We start from the raw sequence: 25,409 nt of genomic DNA, 5'->3' as shown, positions 1-25,409 counted from the left end.
CCGGGTTAGTACCGCTAGATGTCGATGCCGTGGAGGCGGGTGCGGTCCCAGGGGACGGACCAGCCCAGCTGGTCGAACAACTGGTTGAGGATCATCCCGGTGAAGCCCCACACCACCACGCCGTTGACGGTGAACGCCGGGCTCTGGAACGTCTGGCCGGCCCGGCTGACGGTCGCCATAACGCGGTTGTCGGGGTCGAGCAGGTCCCGGACCGGCACCCGGAACACCTGGGCGGATTCGCCGTAGTCGACCACCCGGACGGGCGACTGCGACGCCCACCAGCCCAGGACAGGGGTAACGAGGAAGTTCCCGCGCGGCAGCGCCAACTCGGGCATGACGCCCAGGACGTCCACACCGCGCGGGTCCAGGCCAGTTTCCTCCTCTGCCTCGCGCAGGGCGGCCTCGATAACGGTTTCGCCGGGATCGATGCCGCCGCCGGGAAAGGCGACCTGCCCGGGATGGTCATCCAGAGTCTGCGCGCGCTGGAGCAGCAGCACGTCCAGGTCCGCCGGCGCCAGCAGCTTCACCGAGGTCGCCGGGACATCGTCCAGGGATCCGAACAGCATCAGCACGGCCGCGCGGCGCACCCGTTCGCCCGGCTCCACGGCCAGCTCGCGCCAGCGCGGATCAGGAGACGGCGCCGTTCCGGCCTCTACCGCGGCCACGAGGTCAACAAGATCCTGGCGGGCCGTCACCGCGGCCTCCGCTGGGATTCCATCCGGATTTCGGCGGCCCGGTGGGTTTCCGCCAGCAGCTTCGCCAGCAGTTCCTCCTGGCCCGGGGCCAGCTCGTATTTCAGCAGCTTTTTCGCCTTCTCCGGATCCGTCTCGCCCTCGCCATAGCTGGGGCACCAGTTCGCCACCGCGCAGGCGCCGCAGGCCGGCTTCCGGGAATGGCAGACGCGCCGGCCGTGGAAGACCACGCGGTGCGAGAGCATGGTCCAGTCCCTGGGCTCAAACAGCTCGGCGACGTCGGACTCGATCCGGACGGGGTCGTCCGACTCCGTCCAGCCGAAGCGGCGGGCCAGCCGGCCGAAGTGCGTGTCGACCGTGATTCCCGGGATGCCGAAGGCGTTGCCCAGGACGACGTTTGCGGTCTTACGGCCGACGCCGGGCAGCTTCACCAGGTCTTCCAGCCGGCCGGGCACCTCGCCGTCGAAGTCGTCCACCAGCTTGGTGCACAGCGCCATCAGGTTCCGCGCCTTGGCCCGGAAGAACCCGGTGGGTTTGATGATGGCTTCGAGCTCGGCGGGCTCGGCCTCGGCCATGCTGCGGGCATCCGGGTACCGGGAAAACAGGGCCGGCGTGATCTGGTTGACCAGCACGTCGGTGGTCTGGGCCGAGAGTACGGTGGCCACTACCAGCTCGAACGGGCTGCGGAAGTCCAGCTCCGCATGCGCGTATGGGTACTGCTCGGCCAGCGCCTTGTTGATCCGGCGGGCACGGCGTTTGAGCCCCAGCAAGGTCTCCCCGGATGCCCGGGTCCGGCGGGATTTCGCGCCGGCTGGCACAGCGCCATTCACAGCGCCGGGCAGCCCCGCTCCGACGGGCCCTGCGGCGCTGCCGGGTTTGGTGGCCATGGTCCGGCTAGCCGCGTTCGATGTTGCTCAGGTCCCGCAGCACACCGACGCGGCCGTCCGTGTGCTGGACCAGGAACTCGTGGCCGCGGTCTTCGAGGGCGAGGACCCAGCCCCCGGGCTCGACGACGAACGCCGGCGCTCCGGTGTGCTCGTCGACGGCGGTGCGGGGTTGGGCGACGGCGAACCAGAACGCCTCGTAGGCGGGCTGCTGGGCCTCGGCCGCGCGCCGGCTCGCCGGATCCACCGTAGCGCCGATCGGTTCCTGCGAACGGACCTGGGGCGTGAGCGCGGTGGGCGCCTCGTGGCCTGCGGCGGCTGGCACTGCCGCTGCCGGGACCGCGGCGGCCTGGGTCTCGTCCAGTCCGGCGCGCTGTTCGGCCGGCGCGGCCGGCGCGCCCGCTGCGGGGGCGACCGGCGCTGCCGCAGCCTGGGTCTGCTCGGCGGCGGGCGGTGCGTAGGCGGCCGCCGGCGTCGGGGAGGCTGCAGGCGTCGAGGAGGCAGTGGGTACGACGCCGTGCGCCTGGGTTGCGGGCTCTTCGGCGGCCGGACGGCCATGTCCAGCCGCGGCGGCACCGGCCGCGGCGGCCACACCGGCCGCGCCGGCGGCGGCAACGGGCGAGGCTCCCGGGGTTTCATGGCTGCGCGCCGCGCGCTCCGACCCGCCGGCCTGCCGCTTGCCCGGGACAAGCTTCTTGGCCCAACCGGCCAGCGGGCTGGTTCCCTGCTTGGCGGCCGTGCCTTCGCCGGCGGCCTTCGCGGTCTTTGGCGCCTTGGGGGCGCGCGGTTTGCGCACGGGCTGGGCGGCTTCGCGGGCCACAACATGGGCCGGGGTTTCGGCGCGGTGCAGGAAGTCGCCGGCGAGGACCGGAATCAGCCGAGCCAGCACAGTGGCGGCGAAGAGTCCGAGGGCTCCCAGCAGGCCCAAAAGCATGCTGGGCACAAAGGCGCCGGCGGCAGCCAGGAAGAAGAAGGCCAGGCTGAACGACGCCACGACGGAGCCGAACTGGTCGACCGAGAGGGAGCCAATCCGGATTTTGGTGCCCGGGCTGACCCGGCGAGCCACGAAGAGGGCCGCGACGATCAACGGCAGCAGGATCCCCAGGCCCAGGAAGAAGAGGCTGCCCAGGTTCCAGAGGTTGTACCGGATGGCGAACATCGGGATCAGGGAGGCGATGAAGAGAACCAGCGTGGATCCGAAGACGGTGAGGTCCCGGACGGTGAAGGGCCCCAGGACGGCCTCGTTGTTCTTCGCGTTCGGCTTGTCCACGGTGAAGCGGGGCTGTTCTGCCTGCCCGCCAGCCTGCGCGGGCCCGGCCGTCGCTTCGTTGGGGGAGGGCGCGTTGAGCTGCCCGTTGCTTTGCTCGTTCATTCTGTTCTCCTTAGCGTGGCCGCACCCTGGACGGTGCCGCCTAACGGCAGGCAAAAACAGGACCGCCAGCGGTCCTGTCGCCCCCATCGGATGTCACAACTCCATCTCACCCTAGCCAACAGCAGGACCGATCACTAGCTGACTGGCCGTCACTCCAGCACCAGCGTGTGGGTCCTTTCGCCCTGCGCGTAAACAAGCGTGATGGTCAGCGGCAGTGTGCCTGCCCCCGCGGGGACACTGAACTCATGTGAGGTCGGCGCAAGGTCCGCGGTGCAGGGGTTTCCCCCGGACGGTTCGATCCGGATGCTGACCTGGTCCGGGGCGGTCGCTTCGATCCGGGAGGGGACGGCCGGGCAGCTGGAGCTTCCCCAGAGGGTGATGCGCCGGCCGCGGCCCCGACCCCGCCATTCGGCGCTTAATAAACACCGCTCACGGCTCCCTGTGTGACGGGGCACACGTTCGGTCAGCGCCAAGGGTTAGTGTGTATTTCGGAACAGCTCTTGCGGCCCGTCCGTGACCAGCCGATGCCCGATGCCGCGCACGCGGCAGGGCACTGCGGTGCAACGGACGTTCCGTGCGGCACGGCTCGATGAATGATGAGGTTCACCATGTCCCAGCAGACCCCAGGCTCCACGACAACCCAGGCGCCCCGGCAGGGCGACGCCTTCGAAAACCTGTCGCAGGAGAACCGGAAGTTCGCCCCCTCGGCCGAGTTCGCGGCCAACGCCGTGGTCACCGCCGCCGATTACGCCGAGGCCGACGCCGACCGGCCGGCGTTCTGGGCCAAGCAGGCCCGCAGCCTGCTGAGCTGGAGCAAGGACTTCACCCAGACGCTGGACTGGACCAACCCGCCGTTCGCCAAATGGTTCCTCGGCGGCGAGATCAACGCCGCGTACAACGCCCTGGACCGGCACGTCGAAGCCGGCAACGGGGACCGCGTCGCCATCTACTTCGAGGGCGAACCAGGCGACACCCGGACCTACACCTACGCGCAGCTCACCGAAGAGGTCAAAAAGGCCGCCAACGCGTTCGAATCCCTCGGCGTGGCCAAGGGCGACCGCGTCGCCGTCTACCTGCCGATGATCCCCGAGGCCGTCATCACCCTGCTGGCCTGCGCCCGGATCGGCGCCATCCACTCGGTGGTGTTCGGCGGTTTCTCCGCCGAGGCGCTGCGGTCCCGGATCGACGACGCCGAGGCCAAACTTGTCGTCACGGCCGACGGCACCTACCGCCGCGGCAAGCCCAGCTCGCTCAAGCACGCCGTCGACGAGGCCCTCGCCCACGAGGGCGACGGCAGCGGACACACGGTGCAGAACGTCGTCGTCGTGAAGCGCAACGGCCAGGACGTCGACTGGCACGAGGGCCGGGACCACTGGTGGGCCGACACCGTCGGGACCGCGTCCGCCGAGCACACCGCCGTCGGCCACGACGCCGAGCACCCGCTGTTCATCCTGTACACCTCCGGGACCACCGGCAAGCCCAAGGGCATCCTGCACACCACCGGCGGCTACCTCACGCAGGGCGCCTACACCCACAAGGCGGTGTTCGACCTGCACCCGGAGACGGATGTCTACTGGTGCACGGCAGACGTCGGCTGGATCACCGGCCACTCCTACGTCGCCTACGCCCCGCTCATCAACGGCGCCACCCAGGTGATGTACGAAGGCACCCCCGACTCCCCGCACCAGGGCCGCTGGTGGGAGATCGTGGAGAAGTACAAGGTCTCCATCCTCTACACCGCCCCCACGGCGATCCGCACCTTCATGAAGTGGGGCAAGGAGATCCCGGCCAAGTCGGACCTGTCCTCGATCCGCGTGCTGGGTTCGGTGGGCGAGCCCATCAACCCCGAGGCGTGGATGTGGTACCGGGAGGTCATCGGCTCCAACGCCGGCGCGCACGGGGAAACGAAGGAGAACCCGGCCCCGATCGTGGACACCTGGTGGCAGACCGAAACCGGCGCGCAGATGATCGCCCCGCTGCCCGGCGTCACCGCAACCAAGCCGGGCTCGGCCCAGGTCCCGCTGCCGGGCATCGCCGTCGACGTCGTCGACGAGGCCGGCGAGTCCGTGCCGAACGGCGCCGGCGGCTACCTCGTGATCCGCGAGCCGTGGCCGGCCATGCTGCGCGGCATCTGGGGCGACCCGGAACGGTTCAAGGAAACCTACTGGTCCCGCTTTGAGACGATGTACTTCGCCGGCGACGGCGCCAAGAAGGACGACGACGGCGACATCTGGCTGCTCGGCCGGGTGGACGACGTGATGAACATCTCCGGCCACCGGCTTTCCACCGCCGAGATCGAATCCGCCCTCGTGTCCCACCCGGCCGTGGCCGAAGCCGCCGTCGTCGGCGCGGCGGACGAGACCACCGGCCAGGCTGTCGTGGCGTTCGTCATCCTGCGTGGGGACGCGGTGGACTCGGGCGAGGCGATGGTCCAGGAGCTCCGCAACCATGTGGGCAAGGAAATCGGTCCGATTGCCAAACCCAAGACCATCCTGATCGTCCCGGAACTGCCCAAGACCCGTTCCGGCAAGATCATGCGCCGCCTGCTCAAGGACGTCGCGGAGGGCCGCGAGGTCGGTGACGCCACCACGCTGGCCGACAACACCGTGATGGCCCAGATCGCGCAGTCGCTCAGGAAGTAGGCTCCGGGCAAGGCGCGGGCCAGAGACCGCGGTTCCGCGGTACATTGGCTGGCATGAGCGAAGCCAACCCCTTGGACACCGTCGCCCGACGCGGCACCGTCCTGGTCCTCAACGGACCCAACCTGAACCTGCTGGGTACGCGCGAGCCCGAGAAGTACGGCACGGCCACACTCGCCGACGTCGAACAACTGGCCAAGGACGCCGGCGCGGCGCACGGGCTCGACGTCGAATGCTTCCAGTCCAACCACGAGGGCGCGCTGGTGGAGGCCATTCACGCCGCCCGCGGCAAGGCGCTGGGCATCGTCCTGAACGCCGGCGCCTACACGCACACTTCGGTGGCGATCCGGGATGCGATCACGGCCGTGCAGCTGCCCGCCGTGGAGGTCCACATCACCAACGTGCACGCCCGGGAACCGTTCCGGCACCACTCCTACCTCTCGGACGTCAGCAAGGCCGTGATTGCCGGGGCGGGCATCCTCGGGTACCGCTTCGCCGTCGAATACCTCGCCGAACTGCACGCGGGCCGGGACTGAGCATGGCCCCCGCGGCGGAGCCTGCCGGGACCGCGGACTGGTACCGCCATTTTGGAACCGTCGACGCCCCTGGAAACTCCGCCTGCTATGCCGAGTGGTCGGTGGCTATCGCGGACGATCCGGAACTGATCCGCCGGATCGACGCCTGGCCGCACACTAAGCGCCAGCCGCTGCTGATGCTGGCCGCCGCCCGCTTCCTCGGCGCCCGGATCGGCCCCTACCGGGAGTTCCGGAGTTTCCTGGACGCCCGCTGGGACGACATCTCCCGGATTGTGCTCTCCCGGTCCACCCAGACGAACGAAGCCGGCCGCTGCGCCGCGCTGCTGCCGTCCCTGTCCCGCATCGCCGCCGCGGAAGGCCGTCCGCTGGCCCTGATCGAAGTCGGCGCCTCGGCGGGCCTGGCGCTGTTTCCGGACCGCTACGGCTACGAGTACGACGGCGGCCCCGGCGGCGTGACGCGCCTGGCGCCGGCCCGGGCCGCGGCCGGGAACTACCCGGTCCTGCGCTGCGCCGCCACCGGGCCCGTTCCGCTGCCGGCCGGGCTGCCCGCGGTGGCCTGGCGGGCCGGCATCGACCTGAATCCGCTGGACATCCGGGACCCCGACGACGTCGCCTGGCTGGAGGCGCTGATCTGGCCGGAGCAGGACTTCCGCCGCGAGAGGCTGCGCCAGGCGATCGGCATCGCGCAGGCAGATCCGCCGCTGCTGGTCGCCGGGGACCTGAACGAACAGCTCATGGCCCTGGCCGGGCGGGCCCCGGCAGACGCCGCCCTGGTGGTGTTCCACAGCGCGGTGATGGCCTACCTCGACGCCGCCGGGCGCGAACGCTTCCGGGACACCATGGCGCTGCTGGCCGCGGACCGGGGCTGCCACTGGATTTCCAACGAGGGCCACGCGGTGATTGTCCAGGCGGACGGCTCCAGCGTGGTTCCGGAAATGGACGCCGCCCGGCTCGGCGGCCGCTTCCTGCTGCTGGAGGACGGCCTGCCGGTGGCCATTGCCGGACCGCACGGCCAGAGCCTCGAGTGGATCGAGGCGGGCGCCGGCTGACTTAGCCCCTCGCCCGGGGTGCCTACTTCTTGATGCACTGCCCGGGCGAGACGGCGTCGCCCAGCCCGGGGGCCTGGGCGGCCACGGGGCCGAGGTCGTTCATGGTGATGGCGAAACCGAGCGAGGCCTCCGAGGTGGACTTGGCGAAGACCACACCGGACACCTGCCCGTCCATGGTCAGCAGCGGGCCGCCGGAGTTCCCCGGCTGGACGTCGCCGGCGAGCCGGTAGACATCCTCGGCCGCGGCATTGTTGCCGTAGATGTCCGGGACCAGGACGGTCGCGACATCCCGCACCGTGGCCGGCTTGGACTGGAACGGGCCGCCGTGCGGATAGCCGGCGAACGCTGCGGGGCTGCCTGAAGGGAGATTTGGCCCCAGCGGCAGCGGCGCGGAGGGCAGACCCTCCACGGCCAGCACGGCCAGGTCGTGGCGGCTGTCAAAGTAGACGACCCGGCCGGGGAGGGCCCCGCCGCCGGGGACTTCAACCACGGGTTCGGGGACGCCGGCCACCACGTGGGCGTTGGTCACCACGCGGCCGGGCGAGACAACGAAGCCGCTTCCGGTCTGGTTCTGTCCGCACTGGTAGGCGGTTCCGGCGATCTTTAGGACGGACGCGGCCGCCTTGTTCAGTGCCGGGGTGTCGGTGCTGGCGTTGGGGACCGGCACGGGCTGGCCGCCGATGCCTTCGAACAGGGTCGGAATCCCGTCGCCGATGACGGCCGACCGCAGCTGGGCCATGGACGTCTTCAGCGGGGTGGGGGTGACGCCGTCGATAAACCCGATCACCTTGGAGTCGGCAAGCTGCTGGGACACAAAGGGAACGCCCAGGGCGCTGATGCTGAACGCCAGCATGGACATCACGAGGGCGGACACGGCCACGTTGACGCCGCCGCCCACCACCCGGTCGGCCAGCCGGAGCGGGCTGATCTTGACGACGCTGCGGATGCGCCGTCCGATCATGGTGCCCAGCCCGTGCCCGAGCATCATCAGCAGCACGGCCGTGGCGATGATCGCGGTCAGGCGCCAGGACGGGTCGTCGACGAGGTCGCTGACAATTGGCACCGACACAAAAGCAGCCACCGCCCCGGCCGCGAACCCTGCGATGCCGCCCAGCGTCACCAGGAAGCCGTTGCGGAAGCCGTAGATCAGGTAGGACAGGAGCGTGAGGATCAACGCCAGGTCCAAAATGGTCAAGCCGTACACCGGGGGCTCCTTAGAAACGTCTAGGCCACTATTCTACCGGCGCGCACCGACACTTTGTCGGCCGGCGGCGGCCGGACCTGACGGTCCCGCGCCCGGGTGCACACCGGATGCCCGGGGGGCCGCGCGCCGGCGGCCCGGGCGCGCACTCCAGCGCGCACTCCGGCGCCGTTTCGCGCGTTTCGGTGCCAAGTACGTCACAGAAGCCGCAAAATTCTGAAACAATGGCTGAAGCGCCCCAGCCGACACAGCAAGTCAGGAGATTTCATGGATATCGAGGTATTGCGCCGCGCACCCCTTTTCGCCACGCTCGACGACGAGGCGTTCCGTCTGCTGACGGACGAACTCACCGAGGTGGACCTCTCACGCGGAGCCTCGGTTTTCCGGGAAGGCGACCAGGGTGACCAGCTCTACTTCATCGTCTCCGGCAAGGTAAAGCTCGGCCGCACCTCCCCCGACGGGCGTGAGTCCCTCCTCGCCATCCTCGGCCCGGGCGAACTCTTCGGCGAAATGGCGCTGTTTGACCCGAGCCCGCGCACTGCCACGGCCACGGCCGTGTCCGAAACCCGCCTGGCCGGGCTGAAGAACGAGAGCCTCAACGCCCTGCTGCGCACCCGCCCGGAGGTTTCCGCCCAGCTGCTGCAGGCCCTGGCCCGCCGCCTGCGCCGCACCAACGATTCGCTCTCCGACCTCGTCTTCTCCGACGTCCCGGGCCGCGTCGCCAAGGCCCTGCTGGACCTCGCGGACCGCTTCGGCCGTCCCGCGACCGACGGCGTCCTGGTGGCCCACGAGCTCACTCAGGAAGAACTGGCCCAGCTGGTCGGCGCCTCCCGCGAGACCGTCAACAAGGCCCTCGCCGAATTCGTCCAGCGCGGCTGGCTGCGCTTGGAAGCCCGCGCCGTCGTCATCCTCGACATGCAGCGCCTGCGCCAGCGTTCCCGCTAGTCGCTCCGCGCGACGTTCGCTAAAAACTGAGGGCCGGCCCGCGACAACGGGCCGGCCCTCGGTGGTTTTCGCGGCAGCTACCAACGGACATGCCCGTCCCTGCACGCCAGGAATGGACATATACCTACTATGTCCATTGCCCGGCCCGACCGACGGGCATGCCCAACAACGAGTTCCGGTCCCAACGGGCATGCCCATTTGCCCAGCCCGAACGATGAGCATGTCCAAGAACGCGTTTCGGTCGCAACGGGCATGTCCGACCAGGCGTTCCGGTCCCGACGGGCATGCCCATCCCTGCACGCCAGGAATGGACATATACCCGCTATGTCCATTGCCCAGCCCGAACGATGAGCATGCCCAACAACGAGTTCCGGTCCCGACGGGCATGCCCATCCCTGCACGCCAGGAATGGACATACACCCACTATGTCCAGTGCTCAGCCCGAACGATGAGCATGTCCAAGAACGAGTTCCGGCCCCAACGGGCATGTCCATTGCCCATGCCCGCAGGCCTACCGCACAGGCCCGGCGGGCTTCCTACCGCTCCCGCTGGGGTTCCCCGGCCACGGTCTTGGCGGCCTCGACTTCGAGCATCAGTGTGCCGTCCTCCTCCACGAGGGTCGGCTGGTAGGCGTGCGCCGTGCGCTTGTAGCTGAGGTAGGCGATGCAGCCGTTCGCGGCCGCCATCTTCTCGAGCATGATCTCCGAGCCCGGGACCAGGAGCTGGCCCAGCTTCAGGCCCACGGTGTTCGGCTGGCCCACCTCGTCGCCCAGCGCGGTGCTGTCACGTTCGGCGATGACCTTGCGGACGCAGACCCAGCGCCCCCACACGCCCTTGCTGGCCAGAAGCGAGGGCTGCTGGTTCATCGGGACCGTCGCGGCAAAGTACCGGGTATTGAAGCGGCGGTGTGAGAAGTCCGGGCTGAGCCAGTTCACCAGCGGTTTGAGCAGGTCGGTCCGCACCGACAGTCCGCGCTTGGCCAGTACATCGGTGAAGGATTTCTCCTGCTCGGCCACGGCCTCCCGGGCGCGCATCCACTCGGCCGAGGAGGTTCCCTCCACCGTGGTGGACAGGTCCGGTCCGGCCAGCAGGATCCCGGTCTCCTCGAACAGCTCGCGGATCGCCCCCACGACGTGGCGGCGGGCCAGCCCGACGTCGGGCGTCCCCATCTTCTCGGCCCAGAACTGCGGCGGGGGCCCGAGCCAGCCGACGGCGTCGTCGTCGGAGGCTTCCAGCGAGCCGCCCGGAAAGGCGAGCACGCCCAGCGGCGAGGTACCCGGCCGGTACCCCAGCCAGGTCTCCAGGCCGGTGGGCGAGTCCCGGAGCAGGACCACGGAGGAGGCATAGCGGGGCGCGCGGGGGGTCCGCTCGCCGTGTTCAAGCCAACTGCGGGCTGCCCCCTCAAGATCCGGGGGGAGGACGAACAGGCGTCGTGCTAAGTGCGGCAAGGGAAAGGACCGGCCTTCTAGGCGAATTCGGCGATAAGTTCGACCTCGACCGGGGAGTCGAGCGGCAGAACGGCAACGCCGACGGCGGAACGTGCGTGCTGGCCGGCGTCGCCGAGGACCTTGCCCAGCAACTCGGACGCGCCGTTGATGACACCGGGCTGGCCGGTGAAGGAGGGGTCGGAGGAGACGAAACCGACCACCTTGACGATCCGCGTGATGCGGTCGAGGTCGCCGATCACGCTTTTCACGGCCGCCAGGGCGTTGACGGCGCAGACCTCGGCGTAGCGCTTCGCGGCCTCCGGGGCCACGGTCGGTTCATCCGAGGTGCCCTCGGTCCCGGAGGAGACCTTGCCGGTGGCTTCGAGCTTGCCGTCGATGAACGGCAACTGGCCGGAGGTGTAGACGTGGTTGCCGGAGATGACGGCGGGGACATACGCGGCCACCGGGGCGGCCACGGCGGGAAGCGTGAGTCCCAGCTCGGCGAGCCGCTGTTCGACGGCGGACGACGCGCCGGTCCGCGCGGCGTTTTCGGTGCCGGCCGGGGCTGTTTCGGCGCTGTTGGCAGGGCTGTTGGTGGAGCCTGCGCCGGCGGCCGGGGCGGCCGCTTGAGGGGTGCTCATGGCTACTGCTTCTCCCGCTTCAAGTAGGCAACCAGGCCGTTTCCATCGGGGCCCGGAACAACCTGGACAAGCTCCCAGCCGTCGTCGCCCCACTGATCCAGGATCTGCTTGGTCGCGTGGATAATGAGCGGAATCGTGGCGTACTCCCATTTGGTCATGAAGTAAAGCCTAGTCCTTGCCGGTAAAGTGGAAAACATGGCGACTGGTAAGAACCCTTTATTCGACACGGCCACCACCCTGGGAAAGATCATTCTTTTCCTGGGCGTGAGCGCCATTTGTGGTGTGCTCGTGGCGGGGCTGCTGGTTCCCGCGGCTGCCCTCTCGGGCAACACCGCCAGCGGGTCGATCAAGTTCTTTGAAGCCCTCCCGGCCGAGCTCCAGGTCGATCCCCCGAGCCAGTCCACCAACATCCTCGCTGCCGACGGCAGCGTGATCGCCAGCCTCTTCTCGGAAAACCGGACCCGGGTGTCGCTGGACAAGATGTCGCCGTTCATCAAGGACGCGGTCGTCGCCATCGAAGACAGCCGCTTTTACGAGCACGGCGGCGTGGACACCACCGGCATCCTGCGAGCCCTCGTCAGCACCGCCCGCGGCAACAAGCAGGGCGCGTCCACCATCACGCAGCAGTACGTCAACAACGTCATCAACTCGTCGCTGGAGTCCGAGGGCAAGGGTGACCAGGTCCTGCTCAACGGTGTCAACAAGGGCGTCGGGGACAAGCTCCGCGAGATGAAGCTCGCCATCGCCCTGGAGAAGAAGTTCACCAAGGAGCAGATCCTTGAGGGCTACCTGAACATTGTCTTCTTCAACCGCGACGCCTACGGCATTGAAGCCGCGTCAAAGCTCTTCTTCAGCACCTCCGCCAAGGACCTGACCCTGCCGCAGGCCGCGCTGTTGGCCGGCCTGGTGAACAGCCCGTCCTTCTACGACCCGGTCGCCCACCCGGACAACGCCAAGGTGCGCCGCGACCTGGTGCTGAAGGCGATGCTGACGCAGAAGAAGATCAAGCAGCCGGAGTACGACGCCGCCGTCGCCGCCCCGGTGGAAACCAAGGTCAGCCAGGCCAAACAGGGCTGCGCGTACGCCTCCACGGCGCCGTACTTCTGCGACTACGTGCTGCACCTGCTGCTGAACAACCCGGCCTACGGCGCCGACGCCGAGACCCGCAACCGGAAGATCTTCCGCGGCGGCCTGACCATCAAGACCACGCTGGACCCCAACGCCCAGGCCGCCGCCCAGGCCCAGGTGGATGCCTCTGCCGGAGCGAACCCGGACAAATGGGGCGCCGCCCTGGTCTCGGTCCAGCCTGGCACCGGCAAGATCATCAACATGGCCCAAAACACCGTGTGGTTCCCCGCCGAGGCAAAGTTCGACACGAACCTGAACTTCAACGTCGACAAACTCGACGCGAAGGGCAACGACCTCAACGGCCTCGGCGGCGCGCAGCCGGGCTCAACCATGAAGCCGTTCACGTTCGCCGAATGGCTCAACGAGGGCAAGTCGATGAACCAGGTGCTTAACGGCGCCGTGCGGAAGTACCCGCTGAACTTCAAATGGCGGAACTCCTGCGGCGTGACCACCGGCGCCTACAACACCGCCGAAAAAGACCTCGGCGCGGCGGAAGACCTGCAGAACGCCGAGGAGAGCTGGTACCGGCCCCTGACCGTCCTCGAGGGCCTCTACAACTCCATCAACACCATCACCTTCGCCTCCGCGGCCCAGCTGGACTTCTGCGGCATCCAGAAAATCGTTGACTCCGTGGGGCTGCATTCCGGCCTCCCTGCCGTGGACAAGGACGGCAAGATCACCGAGCCGACGCCGAAGATCGACATGTTCACCACGGCCAACCTGCTGGGCTCCACCCAGACCTCGCCGCTGTCCATGGCCAGCGCCTTCGCGACCTTCGCCAACGACGGCAAATACTGCGAGCCGATCGCCATCACCTCGGTCACGGACCAGAACGGCGCCCAGTTGCCGGCCCAGGCCACCAATTGCCGGGACGCTATTAAGCCCGAGGTCGCCAGGGGCGTCAATTACGCGCTGCAGGAGGTCCTGAACCGCGGTTCGGGCGCCCTGATCAAACCGCGGATCTCCACCCGCACCAACTTCCCGATCGCGGCGAAGACCGGTACCTCGAACAACAACGGCTCCACCTGGGTGGTCGGACACACCCGCGGCCTGGCAACGGCCTCCTGGTTCGGCGACCCGCTGCTCAACCAGCAGCGTCCGGGCCAGAACATCACCATCAACGGCCAGTTCTACAAGGGCATCGACGGGTACATGATCGCCGGCCCGCAGTTCTCGAACTTCATGGCCCAGATTGCCCCGGCGTACGGCACCGACCCGTTCCCGGCACCGCCGTCGAACATGGTTACCGCCCCCGTTGCACCGGCTCCCGCCCCGGCCCCTGCCCCGACGACGGCGCCGACCCAGGCGCCAAGCAGCCCGGCACCAACGCCGGAGCCGACGAACAAGAAGCCCTAGCCGATGGCCGCCCTCAACGAACTGGCAAGCCGCGCCCGAAGCATCGGGCGCGGCTTTGCCGTAACCGCCGCCCTAGGAGCCGTTGCGGGTGCCTCGGCCACCGGCTACGGGCTGTGGGAGAAGAACCAGTTCGTGCTGCGGGAGGAAAGCCTCCCGATCCTGCCGCCGGGCTTCGGGCCGCTGCGCGTGCTGCACCTGAGCGACATCCACTTCGTGCCGGGCCAGCGCCGCAAGGCCGCCTGGCTCGCGTCCCTCGCAGGACTGGAACCGGACCTGGTGGTCAACACCGGGGACAACCTCAGCCACCCCAAGGCGGTCGGGCCGGTCCTGGAGGCCCTGCGGCCGCTGATGGAGTTCCCCGGCGTCTTCGTTCCCGGCTCCAACGACTACTACGCCCCCCGCTTCAAGAACCCGGCGACGTACTTTCTTGGCCCCTCCTCGCGGCCGAAGAAAGCCACGGAACTGGACTGGCCGAGGCTGCGGGCCGGTTTCGGGATGGCCGGCTGGGTGGATCTGACCAACCGCTGCCAGTCGCTGGTGCTCAAGGGCCTGCGCGTCGACTTCTCCGGAGTCGACGATCCGCATCTGGGCCTCGAACGCTATGCCGGCTGGCCCCGCGGCACCAGGGGCCAGGACGCAAAGCCGCACCTGCGGGTCGCCGTCGTGCACGCCCCCTACCAGCGCGTGCTGGACCACTTCACCGGGGACGCCGCGGACCTGCTGCTGGCCGGGCACACCCACGGCGGGCAGATCTGCGTCCCCGGGTACGGTGCGCTGGTGTCCAACTGCGACCTGCCCACCTGGCGGGCCAAGGGCCTGCACGACTGGGAGAGCAAGGGCCGTACGACGCCGGTGAACGTCTCCGGCGGCATCGGCACCTCGCGCTTCGCCCCCGTCCGGATCGCCTGCAAGCCCGAGGCCGTGCTGCTGACCCTGACCGCCCGGAGCTGAGCCCTCGGGGTCTCCCCCGCGCCAGCTTCAGAGGGACATGCGCATCCCCGTAATAAGGCGTGCGCCGAAGATGCCAGAATCCAAGGTTCCAACGGACATGCCCAGCCTTCACGCCCAGCGAGGGACATGCCCCGTCCAGGACCAACACTCCACCGGACATGCCCAGTGTTCACGCCCAGCGATGGACATAACGGCATTTTGCCCATCCCCTGCGTCCAAGGATGGACATGTCCGTCCAGCCCCGTAACGAAGACTGAGCATGCTCAACCGGGCGGCCGCGGAACGGGCATGTCCGGAACTTGAGGGATCGAACAATGGGCATGTCCCACCGCGCCGCCCTGGCATGGGCATGTCCCGTTGGCGCGCCGGGAGATGGGCATGTCCACGAGGCAAGCCCCCGCCCCTGACATTGCGGAACATAATTACTGCGCCAGTTTGCGGAACGGGCCGATATCCTGTGAACCGGGTCACGAAATGGCCTAGGGTAGTTGCTACCGGAAACTACATCCAGTTGCGTAATTCATTCCGCAGTTGCAGCTAAGAAGCAGGCATGGCCAAGCAGACCCCGTTTTTCTCAGCAATCAGTCGTCTCTATCCGCACGTCAGGCCGATCATGCCGCGGCTTGTCCTGGGCCTGGTCTCTGCCTTGATGGCCAGCCTTGTCGCCCTGGCCATCCCCCAGGTGCTGCGGGTCCTGATCAACGACTGGCTGCGGCCGGGCGGAAGCAGCCAGGCCGTCTGGATCGCCTCCGCCGTGATCCTCGGGCTGGGCATCGCCGAAGCCGGGCTCGTTGCGCTGCGCCGGCAGTTCGTCATCAATCCGGCCACCACCGTGGAAACCCGGATGCGGGTCTCGCTCTACGACCACCTGCAGGACCTGGCTGTGTCCTTCCATGACCGCTGGGGCTCCGGCCAGCTGCTCTCCCGCGCCATGACGGACCTGAACTTCCTCCGGCGCTGGATGGCGTTCGGGGCGATCATGCTGGTGGTCACCACCCTCACGGTGGTGATCGGCGTCGTCGTGATGTTTGCCATGAGCTGGCAGCTCGCGCTGATCTTCCTGGCCGCCGCCGTGCCGATCATGATCTACGGCTTCCGCTTCCAGACCCGCTTCCGCCAGGTGGCCCGCCGCAGCCAGGACCAGGCCGGCGACCTCGCCACCGCGGTGGAGGAATCCGTCCACGGCATCCGCGTGCTCAAGGCCTTCGGGCGCAGCCGGGAGGCGCTGGAGAACTTCAACGAACAGGCCGAGGAACTCCGCCAGACCGAGATCGCGAAGGCCAAGCACCTGGCCGCCTTCAGCCTCGCCGTCACGCTGCTGCCCGAGCTGGCCCTCGGCGCCGGGCTCGTCGTCGGGATCATGCTGGCCGCCGGCGGCCAGCTCAGCATCGGCTCGCTCGTGGCCTTCTTCGCCACCGCCGCCGTGATCGCCGCGCCGGTGGAGTTCTGCGGCATGCTGCTGGCCATGGCCCTGACCGCCAAGACCGCGGTGGACCGGCATTTCGAGGTGATGGACTCGGTGAACACCATCACCAGCCCGAAAGAGCCGCGCCGCCCGGCCGAGCTCACGGGCGCCCTGGCCTTCCGCAACGCCACCTTCGCCTTCGAGGACGCCCCGGAGAAGCCCATCCTCAAGGACATCTGCCTGGACATCCGGCCGGGCGAGACGATGGCCCTGGTGGGCATCACCGGCAGCGGCAAGAGCGCCCTGCTGCAGCTGGTGCCGCGCCTGTTCGAGGTTACAGCGGGCTCGGTGACGATCGACGGCGTGGACCTGCGCGACTTCAGCGTCGAGGACCTGCGCACCATCGTCTCGGTGGCCTTCGAGGACACCACGCTCTTTTCCAGCTCCGTCCGGGACAACGTGCTGCTCGGTGTGCAGGGGCAGGAGTCGCCGGAGCGCCGGGAAGAGATCCTGGCCGAGGCGCTCGACACCGCCCAGGCGCACTTCGCCTACTCCCTGCCGGAAGGCCTAGACACGCTGATCGGTGAGGAGGGACTGAGCCTCTCCGGCGGGCAGCGGCAGCGCATCGCCCTGGCCCGGGCCGTCGCCGCCAGGCCGAAAGTGCTGGTCCTGGACGATCCGCTCTCCGCCCTGGACGTCAACACCGAGGAGCTCGTCGAGGCCCGGCTGCGCGCCGTGCTCGCGGACACCACCACCCTGATCGTGGCCCACCGGCCCTCCACCGTGGCCCTGGCCGACCGGGTGGCCCTGCTGGAGGACGGCCGGATCGCCGCCGTCGGCACCCACACGGAATTGCTCGCGCAGAACAGCCACTACCGCTACGTGATCGCCAGCCTGGACCCGGAACCGCGGGACCTGGACTCCGAACTGTCCGCCCTCGAGGCCGAGGAGGTGTCCCGATGAGCACGGCCACCTTTGGCACCGCCAACGAGGACAACGCGCACCTGTCCAAGTCCGAGAGCAGGGCCGTGCGGCGCCGCTCCCTGGCCCTGCTCGGATCACTGATCCGGCCGGTCCGCCGGCGCTTCTGGCTGACCATCGCCGCCGTCGTCCTGTCCCAGGCCGCCCGTGTGGCCGGCCCGGCGCTGATCGCGTTCGGGATCGACCATGCCCTGCCGGCGCTGCGTGCGGGCGACAACCTCCCGCTGATGCTGGCCGGCGCCGCGTACCTCGCCGCGGCCGTCGCGACGGCGGGCCTGACCGCCCTCTACGTGACCTCGACGGCGCGCCTGAGCCAGGCGATGCTGCTGGACCTGCGGGTGCGCGTCTTCCGCCAGACCCAGCGGCTGAGCCTGGAGTTCCACGAGAAATACACCTCGGGCCGCATCATCGCCCGGCAGACCTCGGACCTTGAGGCGCTGCGGGAACTGCTCGACTCCGGGGTCAGCTCGCTCGCCTCCGGACTGCTGTTTATGGTCTTCACCGCCGTCACCGTGTTCGCCCTCGACTGGCGCAGCGGGCTGCTGGTGCTCGCCGCCGGCGTGCCGATGTACTTCCTGGCCCGCTGGTACCAGAAGCACTCCGAGATCGCGTTCCGTGAGTCCCGCGTCGTCTCGGCCCGGCTGATCGTGCACTTCGTCGAGACGATGACCGGCATCCGTGCCGTCAAGGCCTTCCGCAAGGAGCGCCAGAATGCCGAGCGCTACGCCGAACTCTCCGAGGACTACCGCAAGGTCACCGTCCGGTCGATCAACCTCAACGGCGTCCTCCAGCCCGGCCTGGTCCTGATCGGGAACGTCTGCGTCGCCGTCGTCCTGCTCACCGGCGGCTTCCGGGTGCTCTCCGGTGAACTCGCCGTGGGCGTGCTGCTGGCCCTGATCCTCTCGGCCAAGCGCTTCTTCCAGCCCGTCGACCAGATCTCGATGTTCTACAACTCCTTCCAAAGCGCGCAGGCGGCACTGGAAAAAGTCTCCGGACTGCTCGAGGAGGTGCCCACCGTCCGGCCGCCGCAGAACCCGGTGGCCCTGCCGGAGGCGGAGGGCCGCATCGACTTCGAGAACGTCGAATTCCGCTACGGCGACGGCCCGGTGGTCATCCCCGCCCTGGACCTTCACATCCCGGCCGGCCAGACGGTCGCCCTCGTGGGCCAGACCGGCGCCGGGAAGTCGACCCTCGCCAAGCTGATTGCCCGCTTCTACGACGTCTCCTCCGGTTCGCTCACGCTCGACGGCGTGGACCTGCGGCAGCTCACGACGGCGGACCTGCGCCGCAACGTTGTGATGGTCACCCAGGAGGCGTTCCTGTTCAGCGGCTCCGTGGCGGACAACATCGCCCTCGGCCGGCCCGAGGCCTCCCGTGAGGAGATCGAGGACGCCGCGAAGGCCGTCGGCGCCCACGGCTTCATCACGGCGCTGCCGGACGGGTACGACACCGACGTCAACAAGCGCGGCGGCCGCGTCTCCGCCGGCCAGCGCCAGCTGATCAGCTTCGCCCGGGCCTTCCTGGCCCGGCCCGCGGTGCTGATCCTGGACGAGGCAACGTCCTCGCTGGACATCCCCTCCGAACGCCTGGTCCAGGCAGGCCTGGCGAGCCTGCTGCGGGGCGCCGGCTCCGGCGGGGCCGGCCGCACGGCGCTGATCATCGCGCACCGGCTCTCCACCGTGGAGACCGCGGACCGGGTGCTGGTGGTCCACGACGGCCGCGTGGTCGAGGACGGCACGCCAGCGGAGCTGATCGGCGGCGGCGGACGCTTCGCCAGGCTGCACGGGGCGTGGAAGGACTCGCTGGTCTGAGCCGGCGCCGCCCGTCCTCCCTGTGACGGCTCCGATTCGCATCCGGGGCCCGGATCGGATACTCTTGTGAAGTTGCTTTTGAAGTAACGGATCGGGATGTGGCGCAGCTTGGTAGCGCGCGTCGTTCGGGACGACGAGGTCGCAGGTTCAAATCCTGTCATCCCGACCAGTCAAAAAGAGGGTCTTCCATTCGGAAGACCCTCTTTTGTGTTTCCAGGAAGTCACCCGGCCGCCATGGCACCCGCCGCCGTCGCCGTCTAGATCCCGATGGCGGTCGAAGGCAAAAAAACAGCCCCGGAACACCTTGCGGTGCCGCCGGGGCTGTCCTTCGAGTGTGTGGTTACATCGGGTCGGGCCAGTTGCCGACGTTCGTGGAGTAGGTCATCGGGTCGGGCCAGTTGCCCACGGCCGTGGCCGTACGCATGGGGTCCGGCCAGTTGCCAACGGCGGTGATGTTGGTGGTATCGGCGATGGAACCTGCGGACAGAACGGCCGGAGCCGCTGCGGAGAAAGCCAGGGCGCCCGCGAGGACCGCGCCGGCTGCAATCTTCTTCAACATAGAGTTCCTCAATCTTGAGTTGGAGTCGTTACCAAGTCAGCACTGCCCTTGTTGACATACATTGTAAAATGTTTTCCACAGAGAGTGTCAAGCATTTAGTACATGAAGTGTCCGGAATGAGGTGGTATCCGTGGGGAACGGATTCGGGGAGAAACTCCGTGCGGAACGGCTGGAGCGTGGGCTCACGCAGGCCGAGCTGGGGAAGGATCTCTACTCGCCCAGCTACATCTCGCTGCTCGAAACCGGCCGCCGGGAACCCACCGCGGATGTCATCGAGGAGCTCGCCCGCCGGCTGGAGCTCGCCCCCAAAGCCCTTGAAGCATGGAGCCAGCCGGTTTCCGTGAGCGACGCCGAGTACGTACTGGCCGGCCTGTACGCCCGCCAGGCCTGGGACCTCCGGGACTACCCGCTGGCGGCGGTCCATGCCGCGGCGGCCGCCCAGATCGCCCTCGAGGCCAAAAACACCAGTGCCTGGTGGAACATGACCTACATGCAGGCCGAATGCATGATCAAGCAGGGCATGTGGGCCGACTGCAAGGCGATCGTACAGCGCCTGCTGGACCACCCGATGGCCGCCGAGTCGGCCGGCCTCGGGGTGCGGGCCCGGCAGATGCTGGCCGCCGCCGCGCAGGGCCAGGGCCAGCTGACCACGGCGGTGGAACAAGCCGAGGAGGCGGTGCGGCTCTGCTCCCAGCTGCCCACGGGCTCCACCCTCATCATCGGTGCGCTGCGCGCGCTGATCGGTGCCCTGGCCGAAAGCGGCCGGCTGGACGAGGCCTGGAAGTACTGCCAGGACATGAACGAACAGATGGACGAGCAGTCCATGTCCCAGTTGGCCGGTGAAGTGGCCTGGGTGGTCGGCAACGTCGCTTTCATGCGCCACGACTACGCCGAGGGCATCAAGTACCACGAGAAGGCCGCCAAGCTGCTCTCCCCCGCGCACGACATCGACCTCTGGGCCAGGTTCAACAAGGCCTCCGCCGCGGTGCGACTCTCCTCCGGGATCGTCGAGCCGGAAACCCTGTCCTCGATCGAACGCGCCGAGCTGGCCCTCTCGATCGTCGGCGGCAACAAGACGGACCACCTCGAAGTTGCCTTTATCCGGGCGCGCTGGCTCTACCTCACGGGAGACATCGTCGGCGCCGTGCAGAAGCTGCGCGAGATCCACGCCGAGCGGGACGTGCTGGCCAGGCACACCGCGGGCGAGGTTTCGCTCCTGCTGGGCAAGGCACTCAAGGCCGCCGGCGAAGCCGAGGAGGCCCTCGTGTACCTCGAGGAAGCCCAGAAGGAGTTCAGCGCGGCCGGAGCCTCGGACCGGGTCCAGCAGGCCATGGACGCCGTGCTCGAAATCCGGCTGGCCCAGCGCCGCGCCGCGGCCGCCGCCGGCACCTAGCCGGCACCAGGGCGGCCCCTGGCCGAGCGCCGGCCGCCGGACCGGCGCCCAAGCGGCGCCGCAGCCCCCGCCTCAGGCGAAGGACCACCCGGTGAGCAGCTCGAAGGCCTCCACGTAGCGGCTGCGGGTGCGTGCGACGACGTCGGCCGGGAGTGCCGGCGGCGGCGTGTCGGAGGCCTTGTCCCAGCCGGACGCCGCGGACGTCAACCAGTCGCGGACGTACTGCTTGTCGTAGGACGGCTGCGCCTTGCCCGGGGCGTAGGTGCTTGCGTCCCAGAAGCGCGAGGAGTCCGGAGTCAGGACCTCGTCGCCGAGGGTGATGACGCCGGTGGCGGTGTCGATGCCGAACTCCACCTTGGTGTCGGCCAGGATGATGCCGCGGCCTCGGGCGATCTCCTCGGCCCTGGTGTAGATCTCGAGGGTCAGCTCACGGAGCCGGCCGGCGATGTCCTCGCCCACCAGCTCCACAACTTCCTCGAACGTGATGTTCTCGTCGTGTTCCCCCACCTCGGCCTTGGCCGAGGGGGTGAAGATGGCCTCGGCGAGCCTGGACCCGTCCACCAGGCCCGGCGGCAGCGGGATGCTGCAGACCGTGCCGGATTCCCGGTATTCGGCCAGCCCGGACCCGGTCAGGTAGCCGCGGGCGATGCATTCCACCGGGAACATCTCGAGCTTCTTGCAGATCATGGCGCGGCCCTCCACGGCGGCGGGGACGCCGCCGTCGACCGTGGCCGCGAGCACGTGGTGCTCCACGCCGAGCTGCTCGAACCACCACAGGCTCAGCTGGGTGAGGATGCGGCCCTTATCCGGGATCTCGCTGGCGAGGACATGGTCGAAGGCGCTGATGCGGTCGCTGGCCACCACCAGGACGCACTCGTGGCCGAAGCGCTCCGTGATGGAGGAGTCCGCCGGGATGTATAGGTCGCGGACCTTCCCGGAGTAGACGTGCGTCCAGCCGGGCAGGTCCAGCGTAGCGGTGTCAAGGCCGCCCGCGGGCAGGGAGGAGTCAGTCGCGTTCATGGTCACGCCTTCGCTTTCGCGGCCGCGGCGGCCGCGGCTGCGGCGACGGCGGCGGCCGTGCCGGGCGCCGTCACCTTGATTTCGCCGCGCGCGGCCTTGCGGCCGATGTCGGTGCGGAACTGGCCGCCGTCGAGCTGGACGAGTTCGACGCCGTCGTACGCCCGTTCGCGGGCCTCGACCAGGTCGGTTCCGAGCGCCACCACGGCGAGGACGCGGCCGCCGGCGGAGACCACTTTGCCCTCGTCGTCGAGCCTGGTGCCGGCATGGATGACGTGCACGCCCTCGATCGCCTCAACCTTCTTCAGGCCGCGGATCCGGTCCCCGGTACGGGGCGTGCCGGGATAGTTTTCGGCGGCGACGACGACGGCGACGGCCGACTCCTTGGACCAGCGCAGCGGCTGGACCTTGTCCAGCTCGCCCTTCGCGGCGGCCATCAGCAGGCCGCCGAGGGGCGTCTTTAGCCGGGCCAGGACGGCCTGGGTCTCCGGGTCGCCGAAGCGGACGTTGAACTCGATCACGCGGGTGCCGCGGGACGTCAGGGCCAGACCGACGAACAGCACGCCGACGAACGGGGTGCCGCGGTGCGCCATCTGGTTGACGGTGGGCTGCGCAACCCGGTCGATGACCTCCTGGACCAGGCCCTCGGGGGCCCAGTCGAGCGGGGTGTAGGCGCCCATGCCGCCGGTGTTGGGGCCCTCGTCGTTGTCAAAGATGCGCTTGAAATCCTGCGCCGGGGACAGCGCCACGGTGGTGCTGCCGTCGCACAGGACGAAGACGGAGACCTCGGGGCCGTCGAGGAACTCCTCGATCACGACGGTGCCGCCGGCGTCGAAGCAGCTCTGCGCGTGCGCCAGCGCCTCGTCCCGGTCCTTGGTGACGACGACGCCCTTGCCGGCGGCGAGCCCGTCATCCTTCACAACGTACGGCGCGCCGAAGGTGTCGAGCGCGTCGGCGGCTTCCGCCGCGTTGGACGCCACCCGGGCCATGGCGGTGGGCACGCCGGCCTCGGCCATGACTTCCTTGGCGAACGCCTTGGAGGCCTCGAGCTGGGCGGCGGCCTTGCTGGGGCCGAAAACCGGGATCCCGGCATCGCGGACCGCGTCCGACACACCGGCGGCGAGCGGCGCCTCGGGACCCACCACCACGAGGTCGACGCCGAGCCTGGTGGCCAGGGCGGCGACGGCGTCGGGGTCGTTCGCGTCGATGGGGTGTGTGGGGACCAGCTTGCCGATGCCGGCGTTGCCCGGGGCCGCGTGGACCTCGGAAACATTCGGGTCGGCGAGCAGGGATCGGACAATGGCGTGTTCGCGGCCGCCGGGGCCGATGACAAGTACCTTCACAGTTCCCAAGGGTACGTGCTGGACCCGGCAGGCTCCTAAGCTGTGACCGTCCGACGGACATGCCCATCCTTCGGCCCTGTTCCACCGGACATGCCCATTCTTCGGCCCTTGCCCCTGGGTTCCACCGGACATGCCCATCCTTCGGCCCTGTTCCACCGGACATGCCCATTCTTCGGCCCTTGCCCCTGGGTTCCACCGGACATGCCCATCCTTCGGCCCTTGACCCTGGGTTCCGACGGACATGCCCATTCTTCGGGCCAGGTCCCACCGGACATGCCCATTCCACGCCGCAGCCACTGGACATAATCCGCATATGTCCCTCCCTCACGCCCAAGGATGGGCATGTGCGGCGCCGAGCACCGGGCGAGACACGGGGCGGGGCACGCTCCGCACCCCGGGCGGTCAATCCGCGGGCCTCGCCGCTCCGAACACCCTGTATGACAACGCCCAGCACCCCGAAGCCCGGCACCACCCCCCAGGGCAGGAACCAGCGCATGCACCAGCGCAGGAAGCGCCTGCTGTCCGGGCCCGGTCCCCTCGCCGCGCTGGCCGGGGTGGTCTCCGCCGCCGTCGTGCTGGCCGTCGCGGAACTGGCCGGGGCGTTCTTCACGGCCCGCGCGACGCCGCTGATCGCCCTCGGCTCGACCTTCATCGATTTCACCCCGCCGTGGATGAAGGACTTCGCGATCGCCACCTTCGGCACCAATGACAAGGCCGCCCTGTTCGCGGGCATGGGCCTGACCATCCTGCTGCTGGCGTGCGTGCTGGGCATCGTGGCGTACCGCAGGTGGGCGCTCGGCGTCGCCGGGGTGCTCCTGATGGGGGCGGTGATCGTGGCCAGCGTGGTGACCCGGGCCGGAGTTAAGCCCCTCGATGCCATTCCTTCGCTGCTCGGGACCGCAGCCGGCCTCATCGTGCTCCGGCTCCTGATCACCCGGCTGTGGCGGATGCGGGAATGGCCGGAGGTGGCGTCGGACCGCGGCGCCAAGGAGCCGGAGCGTCCCGCCACCAGCCGCCGGGCTTTCTTCACCGCCACCGGCATCACCGCCGTGGCGGCCGCCGCCGCGGCCACCGGCGGACGGCTCCTGAGCGCCGCCCGCAGCAATGTGGCGCAGGCCCGTGAGGCCCTTAAGCTCCCCGCTCCCGCCAAGGCTGCCGCCGCCGTGCCCGCCGGCGTCCAGTCCAAGGCACCCGGTGTCACCCCCTGGCTGACGCCGAACAAGGATTTCTACCGGATCGACACCGCCCTCAGCGTGCCGGAAATCGACGCCCAGTCCTGGGAGCTGCGGATCCACGGGATGGTCGAACAGGAGGTGCGGCTCAGCTTCCAGGACCTGCTGGACGCCCAGCTGATCGAATCCCATGTCTCGCTGACCTGCGTCTCCAACCCGGTGGGCGGGAACCTGGCCGGCAACGCCAAATGGCTGGGCATGCCCATCCGTGACGCGCTCAAGCGGGCCCGGCCCAAGGCGGGCGCCGACATGGTGCTCTCCACCTCGGTCGACGGCTTCAGCGCCTCGACGCCGCTGGAGGTCCTGCAGGATGACCGGGACGCGATGCTGGCGATCGGCATGAACGGCGAGGCCCTCCCGTTGGAGCACGGCTACCCGGTCCGGATGGTGGTCCCGGGGCTGTACGGCTTCGTCTCGGCCACCAAATGGGTGGTGGACCTCGAGGTGACGCGGTTCGCGGACAACAAGGCCTACTGGACCCAGCGCGGCTGGTCCGAGCGCGGCCCGATCAAGACCATGGCCCGGGTGGAGGTTCCGAAGTCCTTCGCCAAGGTCGCCGCCGGGAAGGTCGCGATCGGCGGCACGGCCTGGGCCCAGACCCGCGGCATCACCAAGGTGGAGGTCCAGATCGACAACGGTCCGTGGACCGAGGCGGTGCTCTCGACCGAGGCCTCCGTGGTGACCTGGCGGCAGTGGTCCTTCGACTGGGAAGCCACCCCGGGGCCGCATTACATCAAGGCGCGCGCCACCGACGGCACCGGCGAGGTGCAGACGGACAAGCGCGCCGACCCCGTGCCCGACGGCGCCTCCGGCTGGCAGTCCGTGATGGTCACCGTGGAGTAACCGG

21 protein-coding genes and 1 tRNA gene are annotated in these 25,409 nt (G+C 69.1%); 11 read left to right on the top strand and 11 right to left on the bottom strand.

Annotated features, from left to right (window positions below):
- Nucleotides 1–14 precede the first annotated feature (14 nt).
- The 4 genes from AC6I9V_RS10945 to AC6I9V_RS10930 form a co-directional block, all read right to left on the bottom strand.
- Complete coding sequence (locus AC6I9V_RS10945; protein WP_349412449.1) at nt 15–695, bottom strand: NUDIX hydrolase; 681 nt, start codon at nt 693–695, stop codon at nt 15–17.
- Nucleotides 692–1,579, bottom strand: coding sequence for an endonuclease III (nth, locus tag AC6I9V_RS10940; RefSeq protein WP_497899458.1), 888 nt, complete (start codon nt 1,577–1,579; stop codon nt 692–694). The genes AC6I9V_RS10945 and nth overlap by 4 nt, the downstream gene beginning before the upstream one ends.
- Before the next feature lie 7 nt (nt 1,580–1,586).
- Nucleotides 1,587–2,948, bottom strand: a complete 1,362-nt coding sequence (locus tag AC6I9V_RS10935) for a hypothetical protein (RefSeq protein WP_497899457.1) — start codon at nt 2,946–2,948, stop codon at nt 1,587–1,589.
- 149 nt (nt 2,949–3,097) lie between these two features.
- Nucleotides 3,098–3,421, bottom strand: a complete 324-nt coding sequence (locus AC6I9V_RS10930) for a hypothetical protein (protein ID WP_497899456.1) — start codon at nt 3,419–3,421, stop codon at nt 3,098–3,100.
- A gap of 135 nt (nt 3,422–3,556) precedes the next feature.
- Here AC6I9V_RS10930 and acs point away from each other — a divergent pair, with 135 nt between their 5' ends.
- Genes acs through AC6I9V_RS10915 form a run of 3 tightly spaced genes read left to right on the top strand, consistent with a single transcriptional unit; the run spans nt 3,557 to nt 7,172 of the window.
- Entirely contained in the window at nt 3,557–5,590 is a 2,034-nt protein-coding gene (gene acs, locus AC6I9V_RS10925) for an acetate--CoA ligase (RefSeq protein ID WP_497899455.1), read from the top strand.
- Nucleotides 5,591–5,643: 53 nt separating this feature from the next.
- The gene (aroQ, locus tag AC6I9V_RS10920) at nt 5,644–6,123 is read left to right on the top strand and encodes a type II 3-dehydroquinate dehydratase (protein ID WP_349412455.1); all 480 of its coding nucleotides are present in this window, start codon (nt 5,644–5,646) and stop codon (nt 6,121–6,123) included.
- Nucleotides 6,124–6,125: 2 nt separating this feature from the next.
- Nucleotides 6,126–7,172: a DUF2332 domain-containing protein gene (locus AC6I9V_RS10915; protein ID WP_497899454.1), complete on the top strand. Its 1,047-nt coding sequence runs from the start codon at nt 6,126–6,128 to the stop codon at nt 7,170–7,172.
- Nucleotides 7,173–7,194: 22 nt separating this feature from the next.
- Here the strand turns inward: AC6I9V_RS10915 and AC6I9V_RS10910 are convergent, their stop codons facing one another.
- A complete protein-coding gene (locus AC6I9V_RS10910; RefSeq protein WP_349412457.1) occupies nt 7,195–8,376 on the bottom strand; it encodes a MarP family serine protease in 1,182 nt (393 codons plus the stop codon).
- A gap of 264 nt (nt 8,377–8,640) precedes the next feature.
- Between AC6I9V_RS10910 and AC6I9V_RS10905 the strand changes: the two genes are divergently transcribed.
- The gene (locus AC6I9V_RS10905; protein ID WP_011693220.1) at nt 8,641–9,318 is read left to right on the top strand and encodes a Crp/Fnr family transcriptional regulator; all 678 of its coding nucleotides are present in this window, start codon (nt 8,641–8,643) and stop codon (nt 9,316–9,318) included.
- Nucleotides 9,319–9,854: 536 nt separating this feature from the next.
- Here AC6I9V_RS10905 and AC6I9V_RS10900 read toward each other — a convergent pair.
- From AC6I9V_RS10900 to sp36, 3 genes are read right to left on the bottom strand one after another with little or no spacing between them, the layout of a single operon-like run.
- Complete coding sequence (locus AC6I9V_RS10900; RefSeq protein WP_349412458.1) at nt 9,855–10,766, bottom strand: NUDIX hydrolase; 912 nt, start codon at nt 10,764–10,766, stop codon at nt 9,855–9,857.
- A gap of 17 nt (nt 10,767–10,783) precedes the next feature.
- Complete coding sequence (locus AC6I9V_RS10895) at nt 10,784–11,386, bottom strand: RidA family protein (protein ID WP_497899453.1); 603 nt, start codon at nt 11,384–11,386, stop codon at nt 10,784–10,786.
- A 2-nt stretch (nt 11,387–11,388) separates the two neighbouring features.
- On the bottom strand, nt 11,389–11,544 hold the full coding sequence (sp36, locus tag AC6I9V_RS10890; protein WP_003797879.1) for a Sp36 family protein: 156 nt from the start codon (nt 11,542–11,544) through the stop codon (nt 11,389–11,391).
- Between the two features lie 37 nt (nt 11,545–11,581).
- On the opposite strand from sp36, the gene AC6I9V_RS10885 reads away from it, so the two are divergent.
- From AC6I9V_RS10885 to AC6I9V_RS10865, 5 genes are all read left to right on the top strand, one after another.
- Entirely contained in the window at nt 11,582–13,870 is a 2,289-nt protein-coding gene (locus tag AC6I9V_RS10885; protein WP_497899452.1) for a transglycosylase domain-containing protein, read from the top strand.
- A 3-nt stretch (nt 13,871–13,873) separates the two neighbouring features.
- The gene (locus AC6I9V_RS10880) at nt 13,874–14,821 is read left to right on the top strand and encodes a metallophosphoesterase (RefSeq protein WP_497899451.1); all 948 of its coding nucleotides are present in this window, start codon (nt 13,874–13,876) and stop codon (nt 14,819–14,821) included.
- Nucleotides 14,822–15,371: 550 nt separating this feature from the next.
- Nucleotides 15,372–17,189, top strand: a complete 1,818-nt coding sequence (locus tag AC6I9V_RS10875; protein ID WP_497899450.1) for an ABC transporter ATP-binding protein — start codon at nt 15,372–15,374, stop codon at nt 17,187–17,189.
- Complete coding sequence (locus AC6I9V_RS10870) at nt 17,186–19,018, top strand: ABC transporter ATP-binding protein (protein ID WP_497899449.1); 1,833 nt, start codon at nt 17,186–17,188, stop codon at nt 19,016–19,018. The genes AC6I9V_RS10875 and AC6I9V_RS10870 overlap by 4 nt, the downstream gene beginning before the upstream one ends.
- Before the next feature lie 92 nt (nt 19,019–19,110).
- Nucleotides 19,111–19,187: transfer RNA gene (locus tag AC6I9V_RS10865), tRNA-Pro, on the top strand.
- A 171-nt stretch (nt 19,188–19,358) separates the two neighbouring features.
- On the opposite strand, the gene AC6I9V_RS10860 is transcribed toward AC6I9V_RS10865, so the two are convergent.
- A complete protein-coding gene (locus AC6I9V_RS10860) occupies nt 19,359–19,577 on the bottom strand; it encodes a hypothetical protein (protein ID WP_138768328.1) in 219 nt (72 codons plus the stop codon).
- 130 nt (nt 19,578–19,707) lie between these two features.
- Between AC6I9V_RS10860 and AC6I9V_RS10855 the strand changes: the two genes are divergently transcribed.
- A complete protein-coding gene (locus tag AC6I9V_RS10855; protein ID WP_497899448.1) occupies nt 19,708–20,970 on the top strand; it encodes a helix-turn-helix domain-containing protein in 1,263 nt (420 codons plus the stop codon).
- A 72-nt stretch (nt 20,971–21,042) separates the two neighbouring features.
- Here AC6I9V_RS10855 and AC6I9V_RS10850 read toward each other — a convergent pair whose 3' ends face one another.
- Both AC6I9V_RS10850 and purD read right to left on the bottom strand, forming a co-directional pair.
- The gene (locus tag AC6I9V_RS10850) at nt 21,043–21,990 is read right to left on the bottom strand and encodes a phosphoribosylaminoimidazolesuccinocarboxamide synthase (protein ID WP_497899447.1); all 948 of its coding nucleotides are present in this window, start codon (nt 21,988–21,990) and stop codon (nt 21,043–21,045) included.
- A 2-nt stretch (nt 21,991–21,992) separates the two neighbouring features.
- Complete coding sequence (purD, locus tag AC6I9V_RS10845; protein ID WP_497899446.1) at nt 21,993–23,330, bottom strand: phosphoribosylamine--glycine ligase; 1,338 nt, start codon at nt 23,328–23,330, stop codon at nt 21,993–21,995.
- A gap of 494 nt (nt 23,331–23,824) precedes the next feature.
- On the opposite strand from purD, the gene AC6I9V_RS10840 reads away from it, so the two are divergent.
- Nucleotides 23,825–25,405 carry a molybdopterin-dependent oxidoreductase gene (locus AC6I9V_RS10840; protein ID WP_497900304.1) on the top strand — a complete coding sequence of 527 codons (1,581 nt, stop codon included), beginning with the start codon at nt 23,825–23,827 and terminating at the stop codon, nt 25,403–25,405.
- The last annotated feature ends 4 nt before the right edge of the window (nt 25,406–25,409 follow it).

This window comes from Arthrobacter sp. SlRoot2-15 (assembly GCF_059739345.1).
Note: the sequence above shows the minus strand (reverse complement) of the source record. Positions and strands in the feature narration are given on the sequence as shown.

Excerpts from the sequence above, each read along its gene's own strand:
- AC6I9V_RS10870 (WP_497899449.1), top strand. The coding sequence starts at position 17,186 with ATGAGCACGGCCACCTTTGGCACCGCCAACGAGGACAACGCGCACCTG.
- AC6I9V_RS10875 (WP_497899450.1), top strand. The coding sequence starts at position 15,372 with ATGGCCAAGCAGACCCCGTTTTTCTCAGCAATCAGTCGTCTCTATCCG.
- sp36 (WP_003797879.1), bottom strand. The coding sequence starts at position 11,544 with ATGACCAAATGGGAGTACGCCACGATTCCGCTCATTATCCACGCGACC.
- nth (WP_497899458.1), bottom strand. The coding sequence starts at position 1,579 with ATGGCCACCAAACCCGGCAGCGCCGCAGGGCCCGTCGGAGCGGGGCTG.
- AC6I9V_RS10840 (WP_497900304.1), top strand. The coding sequence starts at position 23,825 with ATGCACCAGCGCAGGAAGCGCCTGCTGTCCGGGCCCGGTCCCCTCGCC.
- AC6I9V_RS10880 (WP_497899451.1), top strand. The coding sequence starts at position 13,874 with ATGGCCGCCCTCAACGAACTGGCAAGCCGCGCCCGAAGCATCGGGCGC.
- aroQ (WP_349412455.1), top strand. The coding sequence starts at position 5,644 with ATGAGCGAAGCCAACCCCTTGGACACCGTCGCCCGACGCGGCACCGTC.
- acs (WP_497899455.1), top strand. The coding sequence starts at position 3,557 with ATGTCCCAGCAGACCCCAGGCTCCACGACAACCCAGGCGCCCCGGCAG.
- AC6I9V_RS10885 (WP_497899452.1), top strand. The coding sequence starts at position 11,582 with ATGGCGACTGGTAAGAACCCTTTATTCGACACGGCCACCACCCTGGGA.
- AC6I9V_RS10895 (WP_497899453.1), bottom strand. The coding sequence starts at position 11,386 with ATGAGCACCCCTCAAGCGGCCGCCCCGGCCGCCGGCGCAGGCTCCACC.
- AC6I9V_RS10860 (WP_138768328.1), bottom strand. The coding sequence starts at position 19,577 with ATGTTGAAGAAGATTGCAGCCGGCGCGGTCCTCGCGGGCGCCCTGGCT.
- AC6I9V_RS10915 (WP_497899454.1), top strand. The coding sequence starts at position 6,126 with ATGGCCCCCGCGGCGGAGCCTGCCGGGACCGCGGACTGGTACCGCCAT.
- AC6I9V_RS10905 (WP_011693220.1), top strand. The coding sequence starts at position 8,641 with ATGGATATCGAGGTATTGCGCCGCGCACCCCTTTTCGCCACGCTCGAC.
- AC6I9V_RS10935 (WP_497899457.1), bottom strand. The coding sequence starts at position 2,948 with ATGAACGAGCAAAGCAACGGGCAGCTCAACGCGCCCTCCCCCAACGAA.
- AC6I9V_RS10850 (WP_497899447.1), bottom strand. The coding sequence starts at position 21,990 with ATGAACGCGACTGACTCCTCCCTGCCCGCGGGCGGCCTTGACACCGCT.